Annotated in this window: 11 protein-coding genes; 2 read left to right on the top strand and 9 right to left on the bottom strand. The window is 67.5% G+C overall.

All coding sequences use genetic code 11. The features are described from left to right. Window positions 1–4 precede the first annotated feature (4 nt). Window positions 5–1,303 (top strand): ATP-grasp domain-containing protein, encoded by a 1,299-nt coding sequence (locus BKX93_RS17140; protein WP_083340583.1) that lies wholly within the window; start codon window positions 5–7, stop codon window positions 1,301–1,303. A gap of 16 nt (window positions 1,304–1,319) precedes the next feature. Further along, window positions 1,320–2,699 carry an ATP-grasp domain-containing protein gene (locus tag BKX93_RS17135; RefSeq protein ID WP_052717558.1) on the top strand — a complete coding sequence of 460 codons (1,380 nt, stop codon included), beginning with the start codon at window positions 1,320–1,322 and terminating at the stop codon, window positions 2,697–2,699. Here the strand turns inward: BKX93_RS17135 and BKX93_RS17130 are convergent. The 9 genes from BKX93_RS17130 to recC form a co-directional block, all read right to left on the bottom strand. After that, window positions 2,634–3,566: a LysR family transcriptional regulator gene (locus BKX93_RS17130; RefSeq protein WP_021478244.1), complete on the bottom strand. Its 933-nt coding sequence runs from the start codon at window positions 3,564–3,566 to the stop codon at window positions 2,634–2,636. The two genes, BKX93_RS17135 and BKX93_RS17130, sit on opposite strands and share 66 nt — an antisense overlap. A gap of 215 nt (window positions 3,567–3,781) precedes the next feature. Beyond that, entirely contained in the window at window positions 3,782–5,644 is a 1,863-nt protein-coding gene (locus BKX93_RS17125; RefSeq protein ID WP_046156706.1) for an ABC transporter ATP-binding protein, read from the bottom strand. Window positions 5,645–5,805: 161 nt separating this feature from the next. Continuing rightward, window positions 5,806–6,015 (bottom strand): hypothetical protein, encoded by a 210-nt coding sequence (locus tag BKX93_RS17120; RefSeq protein ID WP_021478246.1) that lies wholly within the window; start codon window positions 6,013–6,015, stop codon window positions 5,806–5,808. 283 nt (window positions 6,016–6,298) lie between these two features. After that, window positions 6,299–7,180, bottom strand: coding sequence for an NUDIX hydrolase (locus BKX93_RS17115; RefSeq protein ID WP_070980695.1), 882 nt, complete (start codon window positions 7,178–7,180; stop codon window positions 6,299–6,301). Between the two features lie 106 nt (window positions 7,181–7,286). Continuing rightward, window positions 7,287–8,984 (bottom strand): exodeoxyribonuclease V subunit alpha, encoded by a 1,698-nt coding sequence (gene recD / locus BKX93_RS17110; RefSeq protein ID WP_070980694.1) that lies wholly within the window; start codon window positions 8,982–8,984, stop codon window positions 7,287–7,289. Between the two features lie 32 nt (window positions 8,985–9,016). Further along, window positions 9,017–9,739 carry a substrate-binding periplasmic protein gene (locus tag BKX93_RS17105; RefSeq protein ID WP_144408840.1) on the bottom strand — a complete coding sequence of 241 codons (723 nt, stop codon included), beginning with the start codon at window positions 9,737–9,739 and terminating at the stop codon, window positions 9,017–9,019. Beyond that, entirely contained in the window at window positions 9,732–11,216 is a 1,485-nt protein-coding gene (gene pap / locus BKX93_RS17100) for a polyphosphate:AMP phosphotransferase (protein WP_046156710.1), read from the bottom strand. The genes BKX93_RS17105 and pap overlap by 8 nt, the downstream gene beginning before the upstream one ends. Before the next feature lie 51 nt (window positions 11,217–11,267). Continuing rightward, window positions 11,268–14,858: an exodeoxyribonuclease V subunit beta gene (recB, locus tag BKX93_RS17095; RefSeq protein ID WP_070980692.1), complete on the bottom strand. Its 3,591-nt coding sequence runs from the start codon at window positions 14,856–14,858 to the stop codon at window positions 11,268–11,270. Further along, window positions 14,855–18,052, bottom strand: a complete 3,198-nt coding sequence (recC, locus tag BKX93_RS17090; protein WP_070981880.1) for an exodeoxyribonuclease V subunit gamma — start codon at window positions 18,050–18,052, stop codon at window positions 14,855–14,857. The genes recB and recC overlap by 4 nt, the downstream gene beginning before the upstream one ends. Window positions 18,053–18,201: the final 149 nt, after the last annotated feature.

Below are 18,201 nucleotides of genomic sequence, written 5' to 3'. Positions count from 1 at the left end.
TGCCATGAAACGCGCCATCATTCTGTTAAGCCATTGCGGCTATTCCTTCATGGAAGACCTGACCGCTGCGGCACGCAGGCAAGGGCAAGCGGTGCTGATCCTCAGCTCCGCCCCCTTGGGCGCGGCCAGCGAACGGCTGGACGCTCTGACCGGCCTGGCGGACGGCGTGCGCGCCGCCGCCGGGCACCAGCTGGAAGAAGCCGACCTGCTGCAGGCCATCGACGCCTGGCGCGGACAGGGCTGGGAACCCGCGGCCTGTGTATCGGTGTGGGAGGGCTACCGTCGGTTGATGGCGCAAGCCAACGCGCTCCTAGGCGTGCCCGACCTGGCGCCCGACACCGTGGACAACCTGACCGACAAGCACTGGCTGCGCCAGCGGCTGCAAGCGCTGGGCCTCAGCCAGACCCGCACCGAACTGGCCAGCGATGCTTCGCTCGAAACCTGGCTGAGCGCGGGCCGCCCTGGCTTCGTCAAGCCGCGCCGCGGCCTGGCCTCCTTCGGCGCCAGCAAACTGCGCCCAGGCCTGAACATGGCCCGCCTCTCCGAGATCGGCGAGGAGGCCAGCCGGGATCCGCTGTACGCGGGCCTGATCGGCAATCCGCAGTTCATCATTGAAGATTACCTGGACGGCCCGGAATTCAGCTTCGAAGTCATGATGCAGGCTGGCCGCGCCTATCTGCTGGGCGTGCACCACAAGCTGCAGGTGACGGAGCAGGAACACACGGTGCTGGAGGAATGCTGCGTCTCGCCGCCGCTGGACTGGGAACCCTCCCAGGCGGACGGCGCCAGGCAATGGCTGCAGGCCGTGCTGCACGGCTGCGGCGCCGACTGGGGCTGCTTCCATCTGGAAGCCCGGCTATGCGCCAGCGGCTGGGAACTGATTGAAATCAACCCCCGCGTGGGCGGCTCCCTGATCTCGCCGAGCGTCGCCGTGCAATGCGACGGCCGCAATCTGCTGGACTTCTGGCTGAAGCAACTCCTGGCCGCCGACTCCGGCCAGCAACTGCAGGCCGGGAGCGAACTGGCCGCGCTGGACTCGGAATATCCCCGGCGCCGCGCCAGCTTTTTCCGCGCCTACTTCTGCCGGCCCGGCACCATAGACTCGATCGAACGGAACGAGCATCCCCACGCCCCGGACCAGCTGCAGTGCTTCCTGCAGTCGGGCCAGACCATTACCGAAGGCGCGCGGGAAGTCTTCCTCGGCCAAGCGCTGTGGTCGTTCGACTATCAGAGCCGCCACGAAGTGATTCCGGAATTGCTGCGCGCGTCCAGCCGCACGCTTGTCGCCCACTATGCCGATTGAACGAGGTATTACTGCGATGACATCTGAAAACAAACGCTGGCTGCTGCTGGTGGACTACAACCTCAGCCGGGTGGGCGACGTAGCCTGCATGTTCGACTACGCGCGGACTCGCTACCAGCTCTCCACCATCCTGATTCGCCACCATCCCAGCCAGCAAGACCATCAACTGGCCGACGCGGTCATCGATCTGAATCCGCTGGACGGCGGCTTCGTCGACCAGGCGCTGCAGGCATTGCAGCCTTGGCTCGGCCAACTGGCAGGTGGGCTGGTGTTTTCCGACAACGCTGTCGCCAGCGGCGCATCCCTGCTCAGAGCGCTGGGTCTGCCGGTGGACGACGCCGACCTGGCCCAGGCCGCCTTCAGCAAATCCGTCTACCGGCAGCGCGAACAAAAGCATGCCGAGCTGTTCGGCGCGCAATCGCTGTACTGCCCGCCTTTCCAGATCATCCGCACGCAGGCCGAACTCGCGGCCTTCGCCGAGCGCAATCCGGAAGGCTTCGTGCTCAAGCCGTCCTGCGAGGGCAACAACCGCGGCGTGCTGCTGCTGAAGCAGGGCGACGATCTGGCCGCAGCCTGGCAGGAAGTCCTGCCCTATCTGGACGGCGGCCTGATCGCGGAAGGCTACATTCCCTTCCATCGCGAATATTCGTTCGACGGCATCGGCAATCTGCATTTCATCACCGAGAAGATCAGCGCCAGCGGCCGCTATCCGGTGGAAACCGGCCAGTTGCTGCCAGCCCGGCTCCAGCCCGCGGAAAGACATCGTCTGATCCGGGCCGGCCAGAGCGCCAACCTGCTGGTCGGCCAATTCGCGGGCCCGTTCCACAACGAGGTCAAACTGGACGATGCCGGCGCGAGGACTGCGGTCATCGAGCCGAATCGCCGTCCGGCCGGCATGAAGATCTGGCACTTGGCGGAACGGGTCTATCGACAATCCTTCTACCAGCTGTGGGTCGATAGCGTGCTGGCGCAAGCGCTGCCCCAGCAACTGCCCGCTGCGCGCGGCCAGGCCGCCACGATGATGCTGGGCATGCCCCGCGACGGGGAGCTGGACATCGCCGCCCTGCCCGCTCCAGAACAGCTGCTGCAACAGGCGCTGCAACGGCTGGGGGAACAGCCGGACGAACTGGAATTCTTCGAATTCGCCTGGCTCGCCCCCGCCCGCCGCGCCTATCCGCTGCAGGCCCGGGACAACGGCGACTTCCCGGCCCAGGTCTGCGTGTACACGCCGGACGATGGATATGATCTGCACGGCTGGCTGCAACGATTCCAACAAGCGTGGGCGTCCATCCTCCTCAACTACCTCGACGCGCCTGACGTGGAAGAGAAGCTACGCCGGCCAGCGGTAGCCATCGCCAAAAATGGGGGGCATGGATTTCTGCATGCGCACCATTAGGAAATCCTGCAGCAGACGCACCGGCAGCGACAAATGCCGCCGGTGCGCATAGTAGAAATAGATGGAGCGCGGCGGCGGCGCGAAATCGGTCAACAACGGCACCAGACGCCGGGTGGCGAGATAGGGGTAGGCCTGCACCGTTCCTATCATCGCCAAGCCGGCTCCCTGCAGCGCCGCCTCACAGGCGGCGAACGGATCGTTGACGGTCAGCCGCCCCTCCACCTCTACCCGCCGCAGCACCCCGTTGTCGTTGAATTCCCAAGGCATCAGCCTGCCGCTGTTCTGGCTGACCACCCGGATGCAGTCGTGGCCGTCCAGATCGGCCAGCGTCTGCGGCGTGCCCGATCTAGTCAGATAGGCCGGGGAGGCGAAAACCAGGCGTTGCAGCGGCAGCAGGGCCTTGGCGACGAAGCTGCTGTCCTTGGCCAACTGGTCGCCGATGCCCGCGTCGTAACCATCCCGCACCAAATCCACAATGCGGTCTTCGAAATGGAGCTCCAGCTTCAAGGACTGGTGCAACTGGGAGAACTCGTTCAACACCGGCAGAAAATAGTTCCTGCCGATGCCGTTGGGCAAGGTCAGCCTCAGACGCCCGCCCACCTCGCTGCCATGGTGACGAACATCCTGCTCCAGCTGCCGGAGCTCGCTGTACAGATTGGACATCCGCTGGAAGTACATTTCGCCGACGGCGGTCAGCGCCAGCGCCCGCGTGTTCCGATGCACCAGCCGCACGCCCAGCTCGCTCTCCAACTGTTGCACATGCTTGCTGACAGCCGCCGGGGTCAAGCCCATGCAACGGGCCGCCTGCGAAAAATTCCCCTCCTCCACCGAACGCAAGAAAGAAACCACAATATTGAAATTATTCATTAGCCCCGCCAGCGGAGAACCGCCGCTCATGTCAAAACAATAAATATTAAATCAAGACTGACATAAAAATAACTGTACGTACTTACAATAACTAGACGAATAAAATCTCCAGCCACCGGCGCAAACCGCAGATGCCGCCGGCTCAGCCGCCTCATGCCGGCATTGGTCTCACTCCATGAAAAAACCCTCCGGCATGCCGGAGGGTTGGATGGCGATCAGCCCATCAAGGACAGGTTCGACTCCTCGTCGCCGTCCTCCTCTCCGAGGAAGCCGCCGCTCTGGTGCGTCCACAACCGGGCATAGAGGCCGCCCTGCGCCAGCAACTGCTGATGCGTGCCCTCCTCGACCACCTGGCCCTGGTCCAGCACGATCAACCGGTCCATCGCCGCGATGGTGGACAAGCGGTGGGCGATGGCGACCACAGTCTTGCCTTCCATCAGCCGGTACAGGCTGCTCTGGATCGCCGCTTCCACTTCCGAATCCAGCGCGCTGGTCGCCTCGTCCAGCAGCAGGATGGGCGCGTCCTTCAACATCACCCGCGCGATGGCGATCCGCTGCCGCTGCCCGCCGGACAGCTTGACGCCGCGTTCGCCGACATGCGCCTCATAGCCGATGCGGCCCTTGGGATCGGTCAGCGAGCGGATGAAATCATCGGCTTCAGCCTTGCGCGCCGCCTCCGCCATCTGCTCGTCGCTGGCGTCCGGCCTGCCGTACAACAGGTTGTCGCGCACCGAGCGGTGCAACAGCGACGTATCCTGGGTCACCATGCCCACCCTGGCGCGCAGGCTGTCCTGGGTCACGCCGGCGATGTCCTGCCCGTCGATCAGAATGCGGCCGCCATCCAGGTCGTAGAAGCGCAGCAGCAAGTTGACGATGGTGGACTTGCCGGCGCCGGAGCGGCCGACCAGGCCGATCTTCTCGCCCGGACGTATCGTCAGGTCCAGGCCGGAAATCACATTTTTCGCGCCGCCATAGGCGAAATCGACATTATCGAAGCGGATCTCGCCGCGCGGCACTTCCAGCTTGGCCGCGGCCGGCTTGTCCACCACCGCCACCGTGCGCGACAGCGTGGTGATGCCGTCCTGCACCGTGCCGATGTTCTCGAACAGGCTGGACATCTCCCACATGATCCAGTGCGAGATGCCGTTCAGCCTCAGCGCCATCGCGGTGGACGCCGCCACCGCGCCGATGCTGACCTGGCCCTGGCTCCACAGCCACAGCGCGGAACCGGTGGTGATGCCGATCAGCAGCATGCTGGTCAGCTGGTTGACGACCTCGAAGCCGCTGACCAGCCGCATCTGGCGATAGGCGGTGGACAGGAACTCCTCCATCGCTCCCTTGGCGAAGCGCGCCTCGCGCTGGCCGTGCGAGAACAGCTTGACCGTGGCGATATTGGTATAGGCGTCGGTGATGCGGCCGGTCATCAGGCTGCGCGCGTCGGCCTGCAGAGTGGCCGCCTTGCCAAGCCTAGGCACGAAGAACCACAGCGTCGCGACGTAAAGCGCCAGCCAGGCCAGGAAAGGCAGCAGCAGCATGACATCGAAATGGCCGAGCACCGCGATCATGGTGACGAAGTAGATCACGACGAACACCAGGATGTCGGTGATGATCAGCACGGTGTCGCGCACCGCCAGCGCGGTCTGCATCACCTTGGCCGACACCCGGCCGGCGAACTCGTCCTGATAGAAGCTCAGGCTCTGTCCCAGCAGGTGGCGGTGGAAATTCCAGCGCAGCCGCATCGGGAAATTGGAAAACAGGCCCTGATACTTGCTCATCGCCTGCAGCGACACCAGCAGCACGCTGGCCAACAGAATGCCGGCCAGCAGCAACAGATGGCCGCTCTCGCGCTGCCACAGCTGGTTGGCCGGCACCTTGGCCAGCCAGTCCACCACCGAGCCCAGCATCGAGAACAGCAGGGCTTCGAAGGCGCCGATCAACGCGGTGAGCAGGGTCATGCACAGGATCAGGCCGCGCATGCCGCGGGTACAGAACCAGATAAAGGGGAAGAAGCCGCGCGGAGGCTGGGCGGCAGGCGTGTCCGGATAGGGGGATATCCGGCGTTCAAACCAGGAAAACATAAAGATCGCTCCATTCCCGACAACCAGGGTGGCTGCCGGACAGGGGGTTTAGTGGAGCGATGACGGTAGCGTATCTTCGGCAGGTCTGCAATGGGAAAGTTTGCTTGCAGTCATTTTCGCGCACGAAAATAGCCGAGATTGGCGGCATCCGGCGAATTGCCTCAGTTCTGCACCTCCAGCCGGATATATACCTCTTCCAGCTTTTCCGACGTGCGCGTCTTCACGTCCACCTTGTGGACCTCGGCCCTCAGCCTGCCCTTGTAGACGTGCAACATCAGTTCGGCGGCCTTGCGCGCCTGCTCCTGGGTGGGATGCAGGGGCCCGCTGTCATCGATGCCGAAATCCGGTGAAATCAGTTTCAACCGATACATTATTATTTTCTCGAAAAATGGCGCTGCCGGATATTTTTATACGGAATGCATTTCCAGCACTCGATTCTACATGAGTTTACCTGATAGAAAATCGGTGCCGCGCCATGTAAGGAGAAATCCGTTTTTGTTTACAATTCAATGCAAATATTCTAATAAATGCGGATAATGCCGGGAAAAAGCCTGGACAGCTGAATGAGAAAATTGAATATGGGAAAACCGGCATAAAAAAACCCGGCCTGGCCGGGTTGTCGATGAGCGCGCGGCCTCCGCCGAACACCGGCGCTCAGGCCGGCACGCCCATTTCCTGGCCCAGCTCGTAGCGGACCCGCGAGAGCGCGTCGGCCATCTTCTGGTTGTGGCGCTCCCAGTAGCCATGCCGGCACAGGCAGTCCATGCAGACCAGCGCCGCGTCTATCATGAAGCGCTCGTCCACCAGCAGCTGCTCCACCTCGGAGAACGGCAGCAGCAGATGTTCGGCCACCTCGCCATCCTGGCAAGCCGGCGACTCTCCCGGCGCCAGCCACAGATCGTAGGCGTACAGCCATTCGCGGTGCAGGCCCCGCGCCACCGGCCGCTGCGCCAGCAGCAGCGACGCCGGCTTCAGGCCGTCCACCCGCTCGCGCGCGACGCCGGCCTCTTCCCACGACTCCCGCTCCAGGGCCAGCGCCAGCGTTTCGCCGGCGGCGACGCCGCCGCCGACCAGGTTGTCCATCCGGTTCGGGTCCACCGCCTTGTGCGGGCTGCGCCGTCCCACCCACATCCGGACTTCGCCGTCGTCGAACCGGTACAGGCCGTTGACATGCACCGCGCGGCTGGTCAGGCCCAACGGGCGGAAGGCCGCGCGCTCCAATTCGAAATAAGAGCTGCCGTCCTGACGGAAGGCGGTGAAGTTCTCGTTGCGCCAGCCGTTGAGCCAGCCGGCCTGTTGCCAGCGCCGCGCGGCGTGGGCCAGCGCGTGGCTGATGCTGCGATAGCTGCCCTTCGCCTTGCAACGCAGGCCCTGGAAGGTATCCTCGAACAATTGCGGCTCATGCTGCAGCAGGCGCTCTTTCCACTGGGCGTTGACGCACCCCATTCTTTCGGTGCCGATGAACAGCGGCGTGAACTGCTGAGCATCGAAGCGGCTGACCTTGTCCAGATAGCCGAGTACGGCGTCCACCTGCATGACCACTCCCCCTGCGTTGTTCCGGGAAGGCTGCATATTAGGATGTCTGCCGACGCTTGACTATCCTTCGTCGCACAAAGCCCGAGACTGTTGCATTCCCGCGATTTCAACGCAGCCGATCGCCAAGTCCGGAATCCCGCCGCGGCGCCAGTTCCGCCCCGCGCAGCCAGACTTCGGCGTCCCCCACCGCGGCGAAACGGGAGCGGGCGCGGGTGATGGCGGTATACAACAGCGCGCGGTTCAGCAGCGCGCCGGCCTGCTGAGGCAACTGCAGCCACACCTCGTCGTACTCCGAGCCCTGGCTCTTGTGAACCGTCATCGCGAATACCGTATCGTGCGCCGGCAACCGCCCAGGCGCGAACTCGCGCCAGCCGCCGTCGGCCGATGGAAACAGCACCCTCAGGCCGGACGGCCGCTGCAAGGCGAAACCGATGTCGCCGTTGAACAGGCCCAGCCCGTAATCGTTCTCGCCTATCATCACCGGCCGGCCCGGATACCAGTCGCGGCCCTCCTGCTTGACCCCGGCCGCTTCCAGCTCGCGCTCGATGCGGCGGTTGCAGTCGGCCACCTGGCGCCGCTCGGCCGCCAGCAGCATGAAGGCGGAAAACTCGCGCTGCGCCTCGTCCGCGCCGGCGCCGGCGGCCACCGCGTCCAGGTAGCCGCGCCGGCGCGCGAGCAGCGCCGCGTCGTCGGCCGCATCCTGCCGCCAGACATCTGGCCGTCCGGCATCGTCCAGCACTTGCAGCGAGGCCCGCCCTTCGCCGGCGTTGACTCGCCGCGCCAGTTCGCCGATGCCGGAATCCGCGCCGAAGCGGTGGCTGCGGGTCAGCAGCGCCACGCAGTCGGTCAGCGCGCCGCCGGGCGCGGCGTCGCCCCGCAGGCTTGCCCCGGCCACCCGCTGCAGCCATTGCGAGGTCTCGTCGCGATAGGCGATGCGCCCGCACAGCTCGCCCAGCACCGCGCCGGCCTCCACCGACGACAGCTGGTCGCGGTCGCCCAGCAGGATCAGCCTGGCCTGGGACGGCAGCGCCGCCACCGCGCGCGCCATCAACGCCAGGTCTATCATCGACGCCTCGTCCACCACCAGCACGTCCAGCGGCAGCGGATTGCCGGCGTGGTGGCGCGGCGCCTCCACGCCGGGGCGCAGGCCGAGCAACCGGTGCAGCGTCTCCGCCTGGGCCGGCAGCTGGCGGCGCACCGCGTCATCCACGTCCAGCCGGTCGCGCGCCGCGCGCACCGATTCGGACAGCCGCGCCGCAGCCTTGCCGGTCGGCGCCGCCATCGCCATCACCAGCGGACGCGGCGACATCGCCGCCAGCAACGCCAGCAGCCGCACCACGGTGGTGGTCTTGCCGGTGCCGGGGCCGCCGGAAATCACCATCAGCCGCTGGCGCGCGGCCAGCGCCGCCGCCAGCTTCTGCCGGTCCGGCTCGCCTTCGTCCGCGCCGGGAAACAGCCGGGCCAGCAGATCGGCCAGCCGCGCCTCGTCCGGCGGGGGCAGCGGCTGGGCCAGCCGCGCCAGGCCTTCGGCCAGCCGGTCCTCATCGTGCCAGTGGCGGGCGAAATACAGCCGCCCGGCCTCGTCCAGGATCAAGGGCGCGTAATCGCCCGGCTTGCCGACCAGCGGGCTGCCCCGCAGCGCCGCCGCCTCGCCACGGTGGGCCAGCGGCAGGCAGACATGGCCGGCCAGATTGGCGCTGCTCAATTCGCCTATCAGCGCCAGCACCCTGTCGTCGGCATCGGGCGCCAGGCGTTGGAACAGCCGGACGAGTTGGCCGGGCAGCAGCGGGGTATCGGTTTTCATCGATGAAACTTCCGGATGGTCGGACGCCGCGCTCAATGGCGGGCGAACAGCGGCCGCAGACGGCCTTGATCATGCAGTTGCTGGATAGCCTGGTTCAGGCCTGGCAGCAGGTCCCGATAGCGCGGATGCAGCCGCAATGCCACCGGCAGGCTGCCGAGCGACTCGCCCGGCAGGCAGCGGCCGCCTTCGTCGCGCCGGCTCCAGTATTGCGCGCGGCGGCGCTCCAGCACCACGGCCTGGACCCGGCCCTGGCGCAGCTTGTCCAGCATTTCGTCCTCGTTGGCCGATCCGTCTCGCAGCAGCTTGCGGCTGGCGAACGCGCTCTCCAGCGACGGGAAGCGCTGGCCCAGCAGCGTGCCTATGGTGCCGCCCTTCAGCGAGGCCAGGGTGGCGGGCCGCTTGCCCTTGTCCGGCGGCAGGCACAGCACGAACTCCGCGTCGGCGATGGGCTGGGTGTAGAAGCCGGCCACCGGAGACAGCGCGCGCCATGACGCGTTGACGCCGACTTCGACATCCAGCTTGCCCACCTGGAACAGCTGCTCCAGCCGTTGCGAGGGATAGTAGTCGAGCTGGAAATGGACGCCGCTTTGCCGGGCGATCAAGGCCAGCGCGTCGCGGTAGGCCAGCGAGAGTCCATCGTCGGCGTTCGCGCGCAGCGATTCGCCGCTGTCGTTGGCCAGCCCGGCCCGAAGCGTGGGTTGGGCCAGCGCCGGCAGGCACAGCAACAGCATCAATCCCCACCACAGCCTATTCACTCAGCCTGGCCTCCAGCGCATCGCAGATGGTGGACAGTATCTTGATGCGCGCGAAATACTTGTTGTTGGCCTCCACCAGCGTCCACGGCACCTTGCTGGTGCTGGTGCGGTCCACCATGTCGCTGACCGCCTGGCGGTAGAGGTCCCATTTGTCGCGGTTGCGCCAATCCTCGTCGGTGATCTTGAAACGCTTGAAACCCGTCTCCTCCCGGCCCTTGAAGCGGGCCAGCTGCTCATCCTTGCTGATCGCCAGCCAGAACTTCAGCACGATGGCGCCGTTCTCGGTCAATTGGTGCTCGAAGTCGTTGATCTCGTAATAGGCGCGCATCCAGTCGGCCTCGGCGGCGAAGCCCTCCACCCTCTCCACCAGCACACGGCCGTACCAGCTGCGGTCGAAGATGGCGATGCCGCCCTTGCCCGGCAGATGCCGCCAGAAACGCCACAGCCAGGGCTTGGCCTTTTCCTCCTGCGTCGGCGCGGCCACCGGCACCACCCGGTAGCGGCGGGCATCCAGCGCCTGGGTGATGCGGCGGATGCTGCCGCCCTTGCCGGCCGCGTCGTTGCCCTCGAACGCCAGCACCAGCGAGTGGTTGCCGAAGCGCGGATCGCGGGTCAGCTTGTTCAGCCGCCCCTGCAGCTGGTCCAGTTTTTTCTGGTAGCTGGCCTTGCCCAGCTTCTGCTCCAGCTCCAGCGTGTCCAGCACCAGCTTGTTGTCTATCGGCGCCAGCAGCGGCGGCGCCTCGACGCGGTCGGTGCTCAGCATCGGCTGGCCCAGGCGGTTGCGTATCGCCTCCAGTATGGTGTTGGCCACCGTCAGGCTGCGGTAGTTGGCGTCCTCGCCGTCGATGACGATCCACGGCGCGTGCGCGGTATTGGTCAGCCTGAGCATGTGCTCGCCGTACTTGCGTATCTTGTCGTAGCGCTCATAGTGCTCCCAGTCGGTCTTGGTCACGCGCCAGTTGGTGGCCGGGTCCTGCTCCAGCATCTTCAGCCGCTGCTTCTGCTTGTCCCGGCTCAGATGGAACCAGAACTTCAACACCACCGCCCCGTCCAGCGTCAGCATGCGCTCGAAGCGCAGGATGTCGAAAATCTGCCGGTCGAAGGCGTCGCGGTCGCTGCGGTTGAACACCCGCTCGAACAAGGTATCGGAATAATAGGAACCGAAGAACATGCCGATGCGGCCGGTGGCGGGCAGCTCGTTCCAATAGCGCCACATCCACGGCCGGGCGCGCGCCTCGTCGTTGGGCTTGTCGAAGGCGACGGTGTGGATCAGCCGCGGGTCCAGCCACTCGTTGATCAAATTCATCGTTTCGCCGCGGCCCGCGCCGTCGAAACCGTGGATCAGGATCAGCACCGGGAAATCGGCTTTTTCCTTCAAGTCGTACTGCACGTCCAGCAGCGCCTCGCGCAGCGCCGGCATCATCTTGCGGAAAGTGTCTTTGTCTATGCTGTGGCCGATTTCGGCGGATTCAAACATGTTTCACATCCTTATCCACTTGCTTAGCTTAGTTGCCATCCCCGGTCGCCATCACTGCGTAGAACTACCAGGGCCTCTCTTGGTTCCAGATCCCGCCAGCAGCGCGTCCAGCGCGTCCAGCAGCGCAGCGGCCGGCGCATCGGCCCACACGCCGCAGCCCGGCTCGCCCATGCCGCGCAGGAACAGGTAGCGCACGCCGCCGAAGCGGCCGTCCCAATCCGCGCCGCGCGCGGCGAAGTAGCGCCGCAGCGCCACCAGGTAAATCAGGTACTGCAGGTAATAATGCTCGCGCGCCACCGCGTGGACCAGACTGTCGTCGCGATAATCGTCGTAGGCGTCGCCCAGATGGTTGGACTTGTAGTCGATCAAATAGACGCGGCCGTCCGCCTCGCACACCAGGTCGACGAAGCCTTTCAAAAAGCCCTGCACGCTGGCGAAATCCAGCGCGCCGGCGGCGCGCCGGAACGGCTCGGCCAGGCCATGCTCCGGCTTTTGCAGCGCGGCGATCAGCGCCGCCACGTCCAGCTTTTTCACCGGCAGCGTGAACTCCAGCTCGATCAGCCGCTGGTGGTCGGCGACGTCGCGCAGCCGCGCGCCGGGGGCGATCTCGGCGTTCAGCGCGTCCAGAATCAGCTCGCAGCCGGCGTCCAGCCACTCCTCGCCGAAGCCGTGCCGCGCCAGCGCGCGCGCCACCGCCGCTTGGATGTCGTCTTCCCCGGCCCCGAAGCTGATGTTCTCGAAAATCTCGTGCAGGCAGACGCCGGCCTTGGCGCCGCGCGGGAAGCTGAAGCGATTCCGGATCGGGTCCTCCGGCGGGGCCGCCGGCGCCGACGCCGCCACGCGGTCATGGTCCGGCGCTTCGGCCAGATGGCTGCCGGCGTCATGGGTCAGCGAGGTGAAGCTGGCGATCTTCCACGGCGTGTACAGCTTGCGCTCGAACGGCCGCGCGGCGTAGGCGCGGCCAGGATCGCGGCCGCCGGCCAGCGCCTGCCGCCCCTCGCCATCCAGCCAGCGCGCCGCGTCGCCGCGCTGGTCGAGAAAGGCCCGCAGCTGCGCCTCCACCATCCCGCCGTCCAGCTCCAGCGCGTCCAGCGCCGCCAGGTCGCGCGCGCCCGGCGCGTGCAGCAGCCAGGACAGCGCCGCGGTCTTCAGTTCCCGCACCCAGCCCCAGGCGATGTACTGCCGGTATTGGGCGCGGGTCAGCGCCACGTACAGCAGGCGCAGCTTTTCGGCCAGCATCTCGCTCCGCGCCGCCTGCCGGATGCCGTCGTCGGCGGCCGCCTCCGGCGCCAGCCATGGCTCGTCGCCGTCGTGATAGCTCCAGAAGCCCGCGCCGCGCCGCTCCAGCGCGCCGTTCCATAAAAAGGGGCAGAACACCACCGGGTACTGCAGGCCCTTGGAGGTGTGCACGGTGACGATCTTCACCAGCGCGGCGTCGCTCTCCAGCCGCAGCACCGCGTCCTCGCCTCGCGGCGGATCGGCGACGCGGGCGGCAAACCAGGACAGCAGCGGCGCCATGCCCTGGCGGCCCTCGCTCTCCTGCTGGATCAGCTCGGCCAGGTGGCCCAGATTGGTCAGCCGCCGCTCGCCGTCAGGCAAGGGCAGCAGCCGCTCCGCCGCGCGCTCGCGGGCGAAATAATGCCGCCAGGCGGCCATGAAGCCGCGCTCGCGCCAGCGCTGGTGATCGTCGGCGTTCTTCAGCAGCTGGCGCTCCCAGCGCGTCTCGTCCTCCAGTTCGGCCTTGATCCGCGCGGCGTTGAGGCCGGCCAGCTCGGTGGCCAGCGCGCGCCTGAGCCTGCCCTCGTTGGCCGGCTCGGCCCAGGCGTGCAGCAGCGCCAGCAGCTCGCCGGCCTCGCGGCTGGCGAACACGCTCTCCTGGGTCAGCGCCACGCTGGCCACGCCGCGCGCGCGCAGCTCGGTCCGCACCCGGTCGCCCTGGCTGTGGGTGGCCACCAGCACCGCGATGTCGCCGCCGGCCAGCGGCCGCCGCGCGTCGCCCTTGGCGATGGCGGCGCGGTTCTCCTCCGCCAGCGTCAGCAGCCGGGCGACCTCGTCGGCGCAGGCTTCGGCCGCGGCCTGCTCGGCCGCCTCCTTGCTCAATTCTTTTTCGCCGGCCTGTATCCATTGCGCGTTGAACGGCGCGCGGTCGTCATCCACCTCCAGCCGGCCGCCGGACGAGGGACTGGCCGCCACCGGCTGGTAGGCGATGCCGTCGAGCAGAAACGGCAGCTCGCGGCCGAACAGCGCGTTGACGGTGGCCACCAGCGGCTCGTCGGAGCGGCGGTTGGTGTCCAGCGTGTACTGGCGCTCGGCGTCGTGGCGGGCCGCCAGGTAGGCGAAGATGTCGGCGCCGCGGAAGCTGTAGATCGCCTGTTTCGGATCGCCGACCAGGAACACCGGCCGCGCCTCCTCGACGAAGCAGCGGCGGAAGATCCGGTACTGGGTGGGATCGGTGTCCTGGAATTCGTCGATCAGCGCCACGGAGAAGCTGTCCGCCACCTGCGCCGCCAATAAGGGGCCGGTTTCCGGATGCGCCAGCGCCGCGCCCAGATCGGTCAGCAGATCGTCGAAGCTGCGGCTGCGCTCGACGCCGCGCCGCCGCGCCAGCTCTTCGTTGGCCCAGGCGATCAGCTCCAGCTTCAGCCCGGCCAGCGAGTTGGCCACCTGGTCCATATAGACGTCCCAAGCGGCAAGCCAGGCCTCCATCCGTTCGAACAAGGGGTGGGCCGGCGCATCGCAGCCCTTCTTCATGCCCTTGGCCAGCATCTCCGGCCGCAGCTTATCCAACAGCTTGCGGCTGTCGCTGTCCAGCTCCGGCGGCGCGTCGGGCAGGGCCAACCAGCCGCGCAGATTGTCGGCGATACGCGCCATGGTGTCCGGCCGGTAGATATTGGCCTTGAAGCCGGGATGGGCGAGAAACAGCGCCAAGCCCTCTTCCACCAGCGCCGACTCCCCGGCCAGCACCTGCCAGCGCTCGAAAGCCAGCCGCTGCGCCGTTTCCAGCCTGACCGCGTCCGGCGCGCGCAGCTTGAGATAGGGTTTGGACAGATAGGGACGGATCTCGGCCAGCCAGGCGTCCGGCGTCTCGCCCCGCTCCACCAGCACCTGGGCCAGCAAGGGCGCGGCGACGATGCGGCGGCGCCAGAAATCGTCGACGATCTCGGCTAGCCGCGCGGCGTCGTCCTCGACCAGTTCGGCCTGGAAGGTCTGGCCGCTCTCGAAGGCGGCGTCGGTCAGCACCCGCTGGCAGAAACCGTGGATGGTGTAGATGGCGGCGGCGTCGAAGCCGTTGACCGCGGCGGTCAGCCGCTGCCGGGCCACGTCGCGCGCCGGGCCTTCGGGAAAACGCGCGGCCAGCGCCTGCAGGAAGTCGTCGCCGTCGGCCTTGCCGTCCAGCAGCGCCAGCATCTCGGCCAGCCGCCGGCGCAGCCGCTCGCGCAGCTCGGCGGTGGCGGCCTTGGTGTAGGTGACCACCAGTATTTGTTCGATGGCCGGCGGCGGCGCGCCGGCGCGCTCTTCCAGCAGCAGCCGGGCGAACAGCGCGGCGATGGTCCAGGTCTTGCCGGTGCCGGCCGAGGCCTCGATCAGGTTGACGCCCGCCAGCGGGCAGTTCAGCGCGTCCAGCGCCTGCGGCGCGTTCATGCCTCGCCTCCCAGCAGGCGCTCGGCCAATGGCAGCAGCAGCGTCTCCGCCAGCTGGACGAACAATGGATCTTCCAACGGCGACTGGTGGCGGAAGGCCAGCGCGATCGCCGGCTCGTCCTTCTGCGCGATGCCGTCGCCGAGGATGAAATTGGGCTCCCACTTCTGCCAGGCGGCGGCCAAAGCTTTTTCGCGGTTTTCGGGCGCTTTGGCCAGCGCTTCGGCGTAGGCCCAGCTGGTGCGGCCGAAAAACGGCAAGGGCTGGGCCTGGCCCTGCTTCCAGCGGACCAGCCACGGCGCCAGCAGGCCGGCGGCGTCGATCTCCTCGTTAAGCAGCGTGCTGCCGGCATCGTCGTAGCAGGCGCTGTGCGGAACCACGCCCGCCGGCCGGGCCGCGCACAGGATCAGATGGCTCAGCCACAGCGCGACGCGCTGGGCGGCGTTCAGTTTGCCGACGATGAAATCCAGCCGGCCCTCGGGCCGCAGGCCGTACAGCTCGCCCACCAGCGTGAAGCCGGCGATGTCCAGGTGCACTGGCTGCGGCGGCAGCGTCTCTTCGCCCAGCGCGCGCGGCAAGCGGCCGGCCAGCCGTGCGCTGGCCCGGCCCTCCTCCTGCAGCCAGGCCTGGCCCAGCTCCCCGCAGGGCAGCAAGCCGGCGGCGGCCACCCGCTGCCGCACCGGCGCCGACGGCTTGCGGTGCAGCATCGCCTCCACCAGCTGGCGGCGCAGCGCGTGGCTGGCGTCGCGCTCCATCGCGAACGGCTCCCGCGCCGGCTGCGCCTCGTCGCGGTAGGCGACGCGCAGCGCCAGCCGGTCGGCCAGCCAGGCCCGCGCCGGGTTCTGCCAAAAGCGGATGAAATCGTGCAGATTGACCACCGTCGCCGCCGCCTCGTCCGGCAGCGGCGCGACGAAAGGAGCGGGTTCGGCAGCCGGCGCGGCCAGCGCGGCGGCGAAAGCCGGCTCGAAGCTGGCCAGCCGCGCGTCGCCGCCGTCGAACGATTTGGGCGAGAACGGCTGCAGCGGATGGCGCAGCGTCAGCCGCGCCGCCATATCCTCGCCGCACATCGCCGACAGCGTGTCCAGCAGCTCCGACACCAGCGGCGACGGCGGCAAGGGCTCGCCGCTGCGCGCCGACTGGCCGACATAAGAGAGATACAGCCGGCCGCGGGCGGACAGGATGGCCTCCAAGAACAAGTAGCGGTCGTCGAAGCGGCGCGAACGGTCGCCGCGGCGCGGATTGCGCGCCACCAGGTCGAAGCTGACCGGCCGCTCGTCGCGCGGATAGGCGCCGTCGTTCATGCCTACCAGGCACAGCGCCTGGAACGGTATCGAGCGCATCGGCACCATCGCGCAGAAGGTCACGCCGCCGGACAGGAAGCCCTGCGCCGACGACAGCGACAGCTTGCGCAGCAGCCAGTCGCGCGCCACCGCCAGGCCCACCGGCTGGCCGAAGCCGGCTAGATCGGCGTCTTCGGCCAGCTCGGCGAAGGTTTCCCGCAGCAGCTCCAGCGCCGCCTCGTCGTCGCCATCGGCCAGGAACAGGCTGTCGCAAGCCAGGTGGAAGCGCTGCGCCCACTGCTGCGGCGAAGCCGGCGTCGACCATTCGCCGGCCAACGCGTCCAGCGCGTCGTAGAAATCGGCGAAACGCGCCAGCGCCTCGCCCAGCTGGCCCTGGGCGGCGGTGTGCGGCAGCAGGCCGGCGAACAGTCCGGCGTCGTCCCCGGCCAGCGCCGGCGGCAGCACGGTGCCCAACAGCAGGCGGTCCAGCCCCCAGCGCCAGGTGTAGGCGGCTTCGGCCGGCAGGCCCAGCGAAGCCTTGTGCGCGGCGTCCCGCCCCCAGCGGATGCCGGCGTCGCGCACCCAGTCCTGGATGAAGGCGAGGTCGGCGTCGGCCAGGTCGAAGCGCGCCAGCAGCGCCGGGCAATCCAGCAGCGCCAGCACTTCGTCGGCGGCGAAGCGGGAATCGGCCAGCTTCAAGGCGGCGGCGAAAGTAGACAGCAGCGGCTGCTCGCGCTCGACGCGGCGGTCAGCGATGCTGTACGGGATATTGGGCGCGTCGTCGCGGCGGCCGAACACCGCGTCGATGTACGGGGCGTAGGCGTTGATGTCCGGCGTCAGCACCGCCACGTCGGCCGGGCTGAGCTTGGGGTCGGCGGCGAACATCGCCAGCAGCCGGTCCTTCAACGCCTCCAGCTCGCGCATCGGGCCATGGCAGGCGTGCACCTCCACCGAATCGTCGGCCGGGTCGGAAGGCCGCGGCAATTGCGATGGATCGTTGAGCTCCAGGATGTCGCGCTGCAGCCGGGCCAGCAGGCTGGCGCCCTTGGGCGCGGCGAACAGCGGCTTGGCGTCCAGTTCGGCGTCCTCGGCGATCAGCTCGAAAAAGTCGCGCCCCTGCTTGCCCAGCGACGACAGCAAGGGATGGCCCTGGGTGGCGAACAGGTCGCCGGCTTGCCTGAGCTTCAGCATCCGGCGCGCGTCGACGATGTCGCCCCAGTAGGCCTCGCACGGGTTCAGCGTGAACAGGCAGACGTCGGTCAGTTCGGCCAGGCGCTTGACCAGCGCCAGATACATCGGCGCCAGGCTGGCGATGCCGAACAGCGTCACCCTCGGCGGCAGGTGCTCGGGTTTCAGCTCGGAGAAAAACTGGTCCAGCATCCGCACCCGGTGACGGCCCGGATCGCTTTCGGCCAGCTGCCGCCACAACGCGGCCTGCCAGGCCTCGTCCTCGCCCAGGCCCAATAGCTCGTCGGCCTCCCAGGCGCGGATCCAGTCCGGGCGGAACACCAGGTACTGGTCGAAGATGTCGGCGATCTTGCCGGCCAGCTCGAAAGCCGCGGCCTCGCCGCCTTCCAGGTAATGCAGCACCGGACCGAACGGCTCGCCCTCCAGCGTCGGCAGCAGCGCCAGCAGCCGCCAGGCCAGCACCTCGGGCACGAAGGCCGACTTGCGCGGCAGATCCGGCATCACCAGCTGCATCAGCCGCCAGGCGAAGGCCGCCGGCAGCGCGAAATCGATATTGGCGGCGATGCCGGCCTTGCGCGCCACGTCCAGCGTGATCCAGCGCCCCATGCCGCGGCTTTGCACGATCACGGTCTCCGCCGCGAACGGATCGGCCAGCGGCATCGCCTGGGTCATGCCGCAGAACAGCTCGCCCAGTTGCTCGAGACGATTGGATTGATAAAGAAACAGCATGGAATGGAGTGCGCGCGCCTGGATGCGGATATGGCCGGATTGTAGCATCGCGCGGCGGCCGGCCGGGGAACCGGCGGCGATTGACGCCCATCAATGCCCGCCCCGCGCGGATGACATTCAATACGCCGATGATGATGACATTTCGTTTT

Origin of the sequence: Chromobacterium vaccinii, assembly GCF_001855275.1 — a bacterium.
Classification (GTDB): Bacteria; Pseudomonadota; Gammaproteobacteria; order Burkholderiales; family Chromobacteriaceae; genus Chromobacterium; species Chromobacterium vaccinii.
Note: the sequence above shows the minus strand (reverse complement) of the source record. Positions and strands in the feature narration are given on the sequence as shown.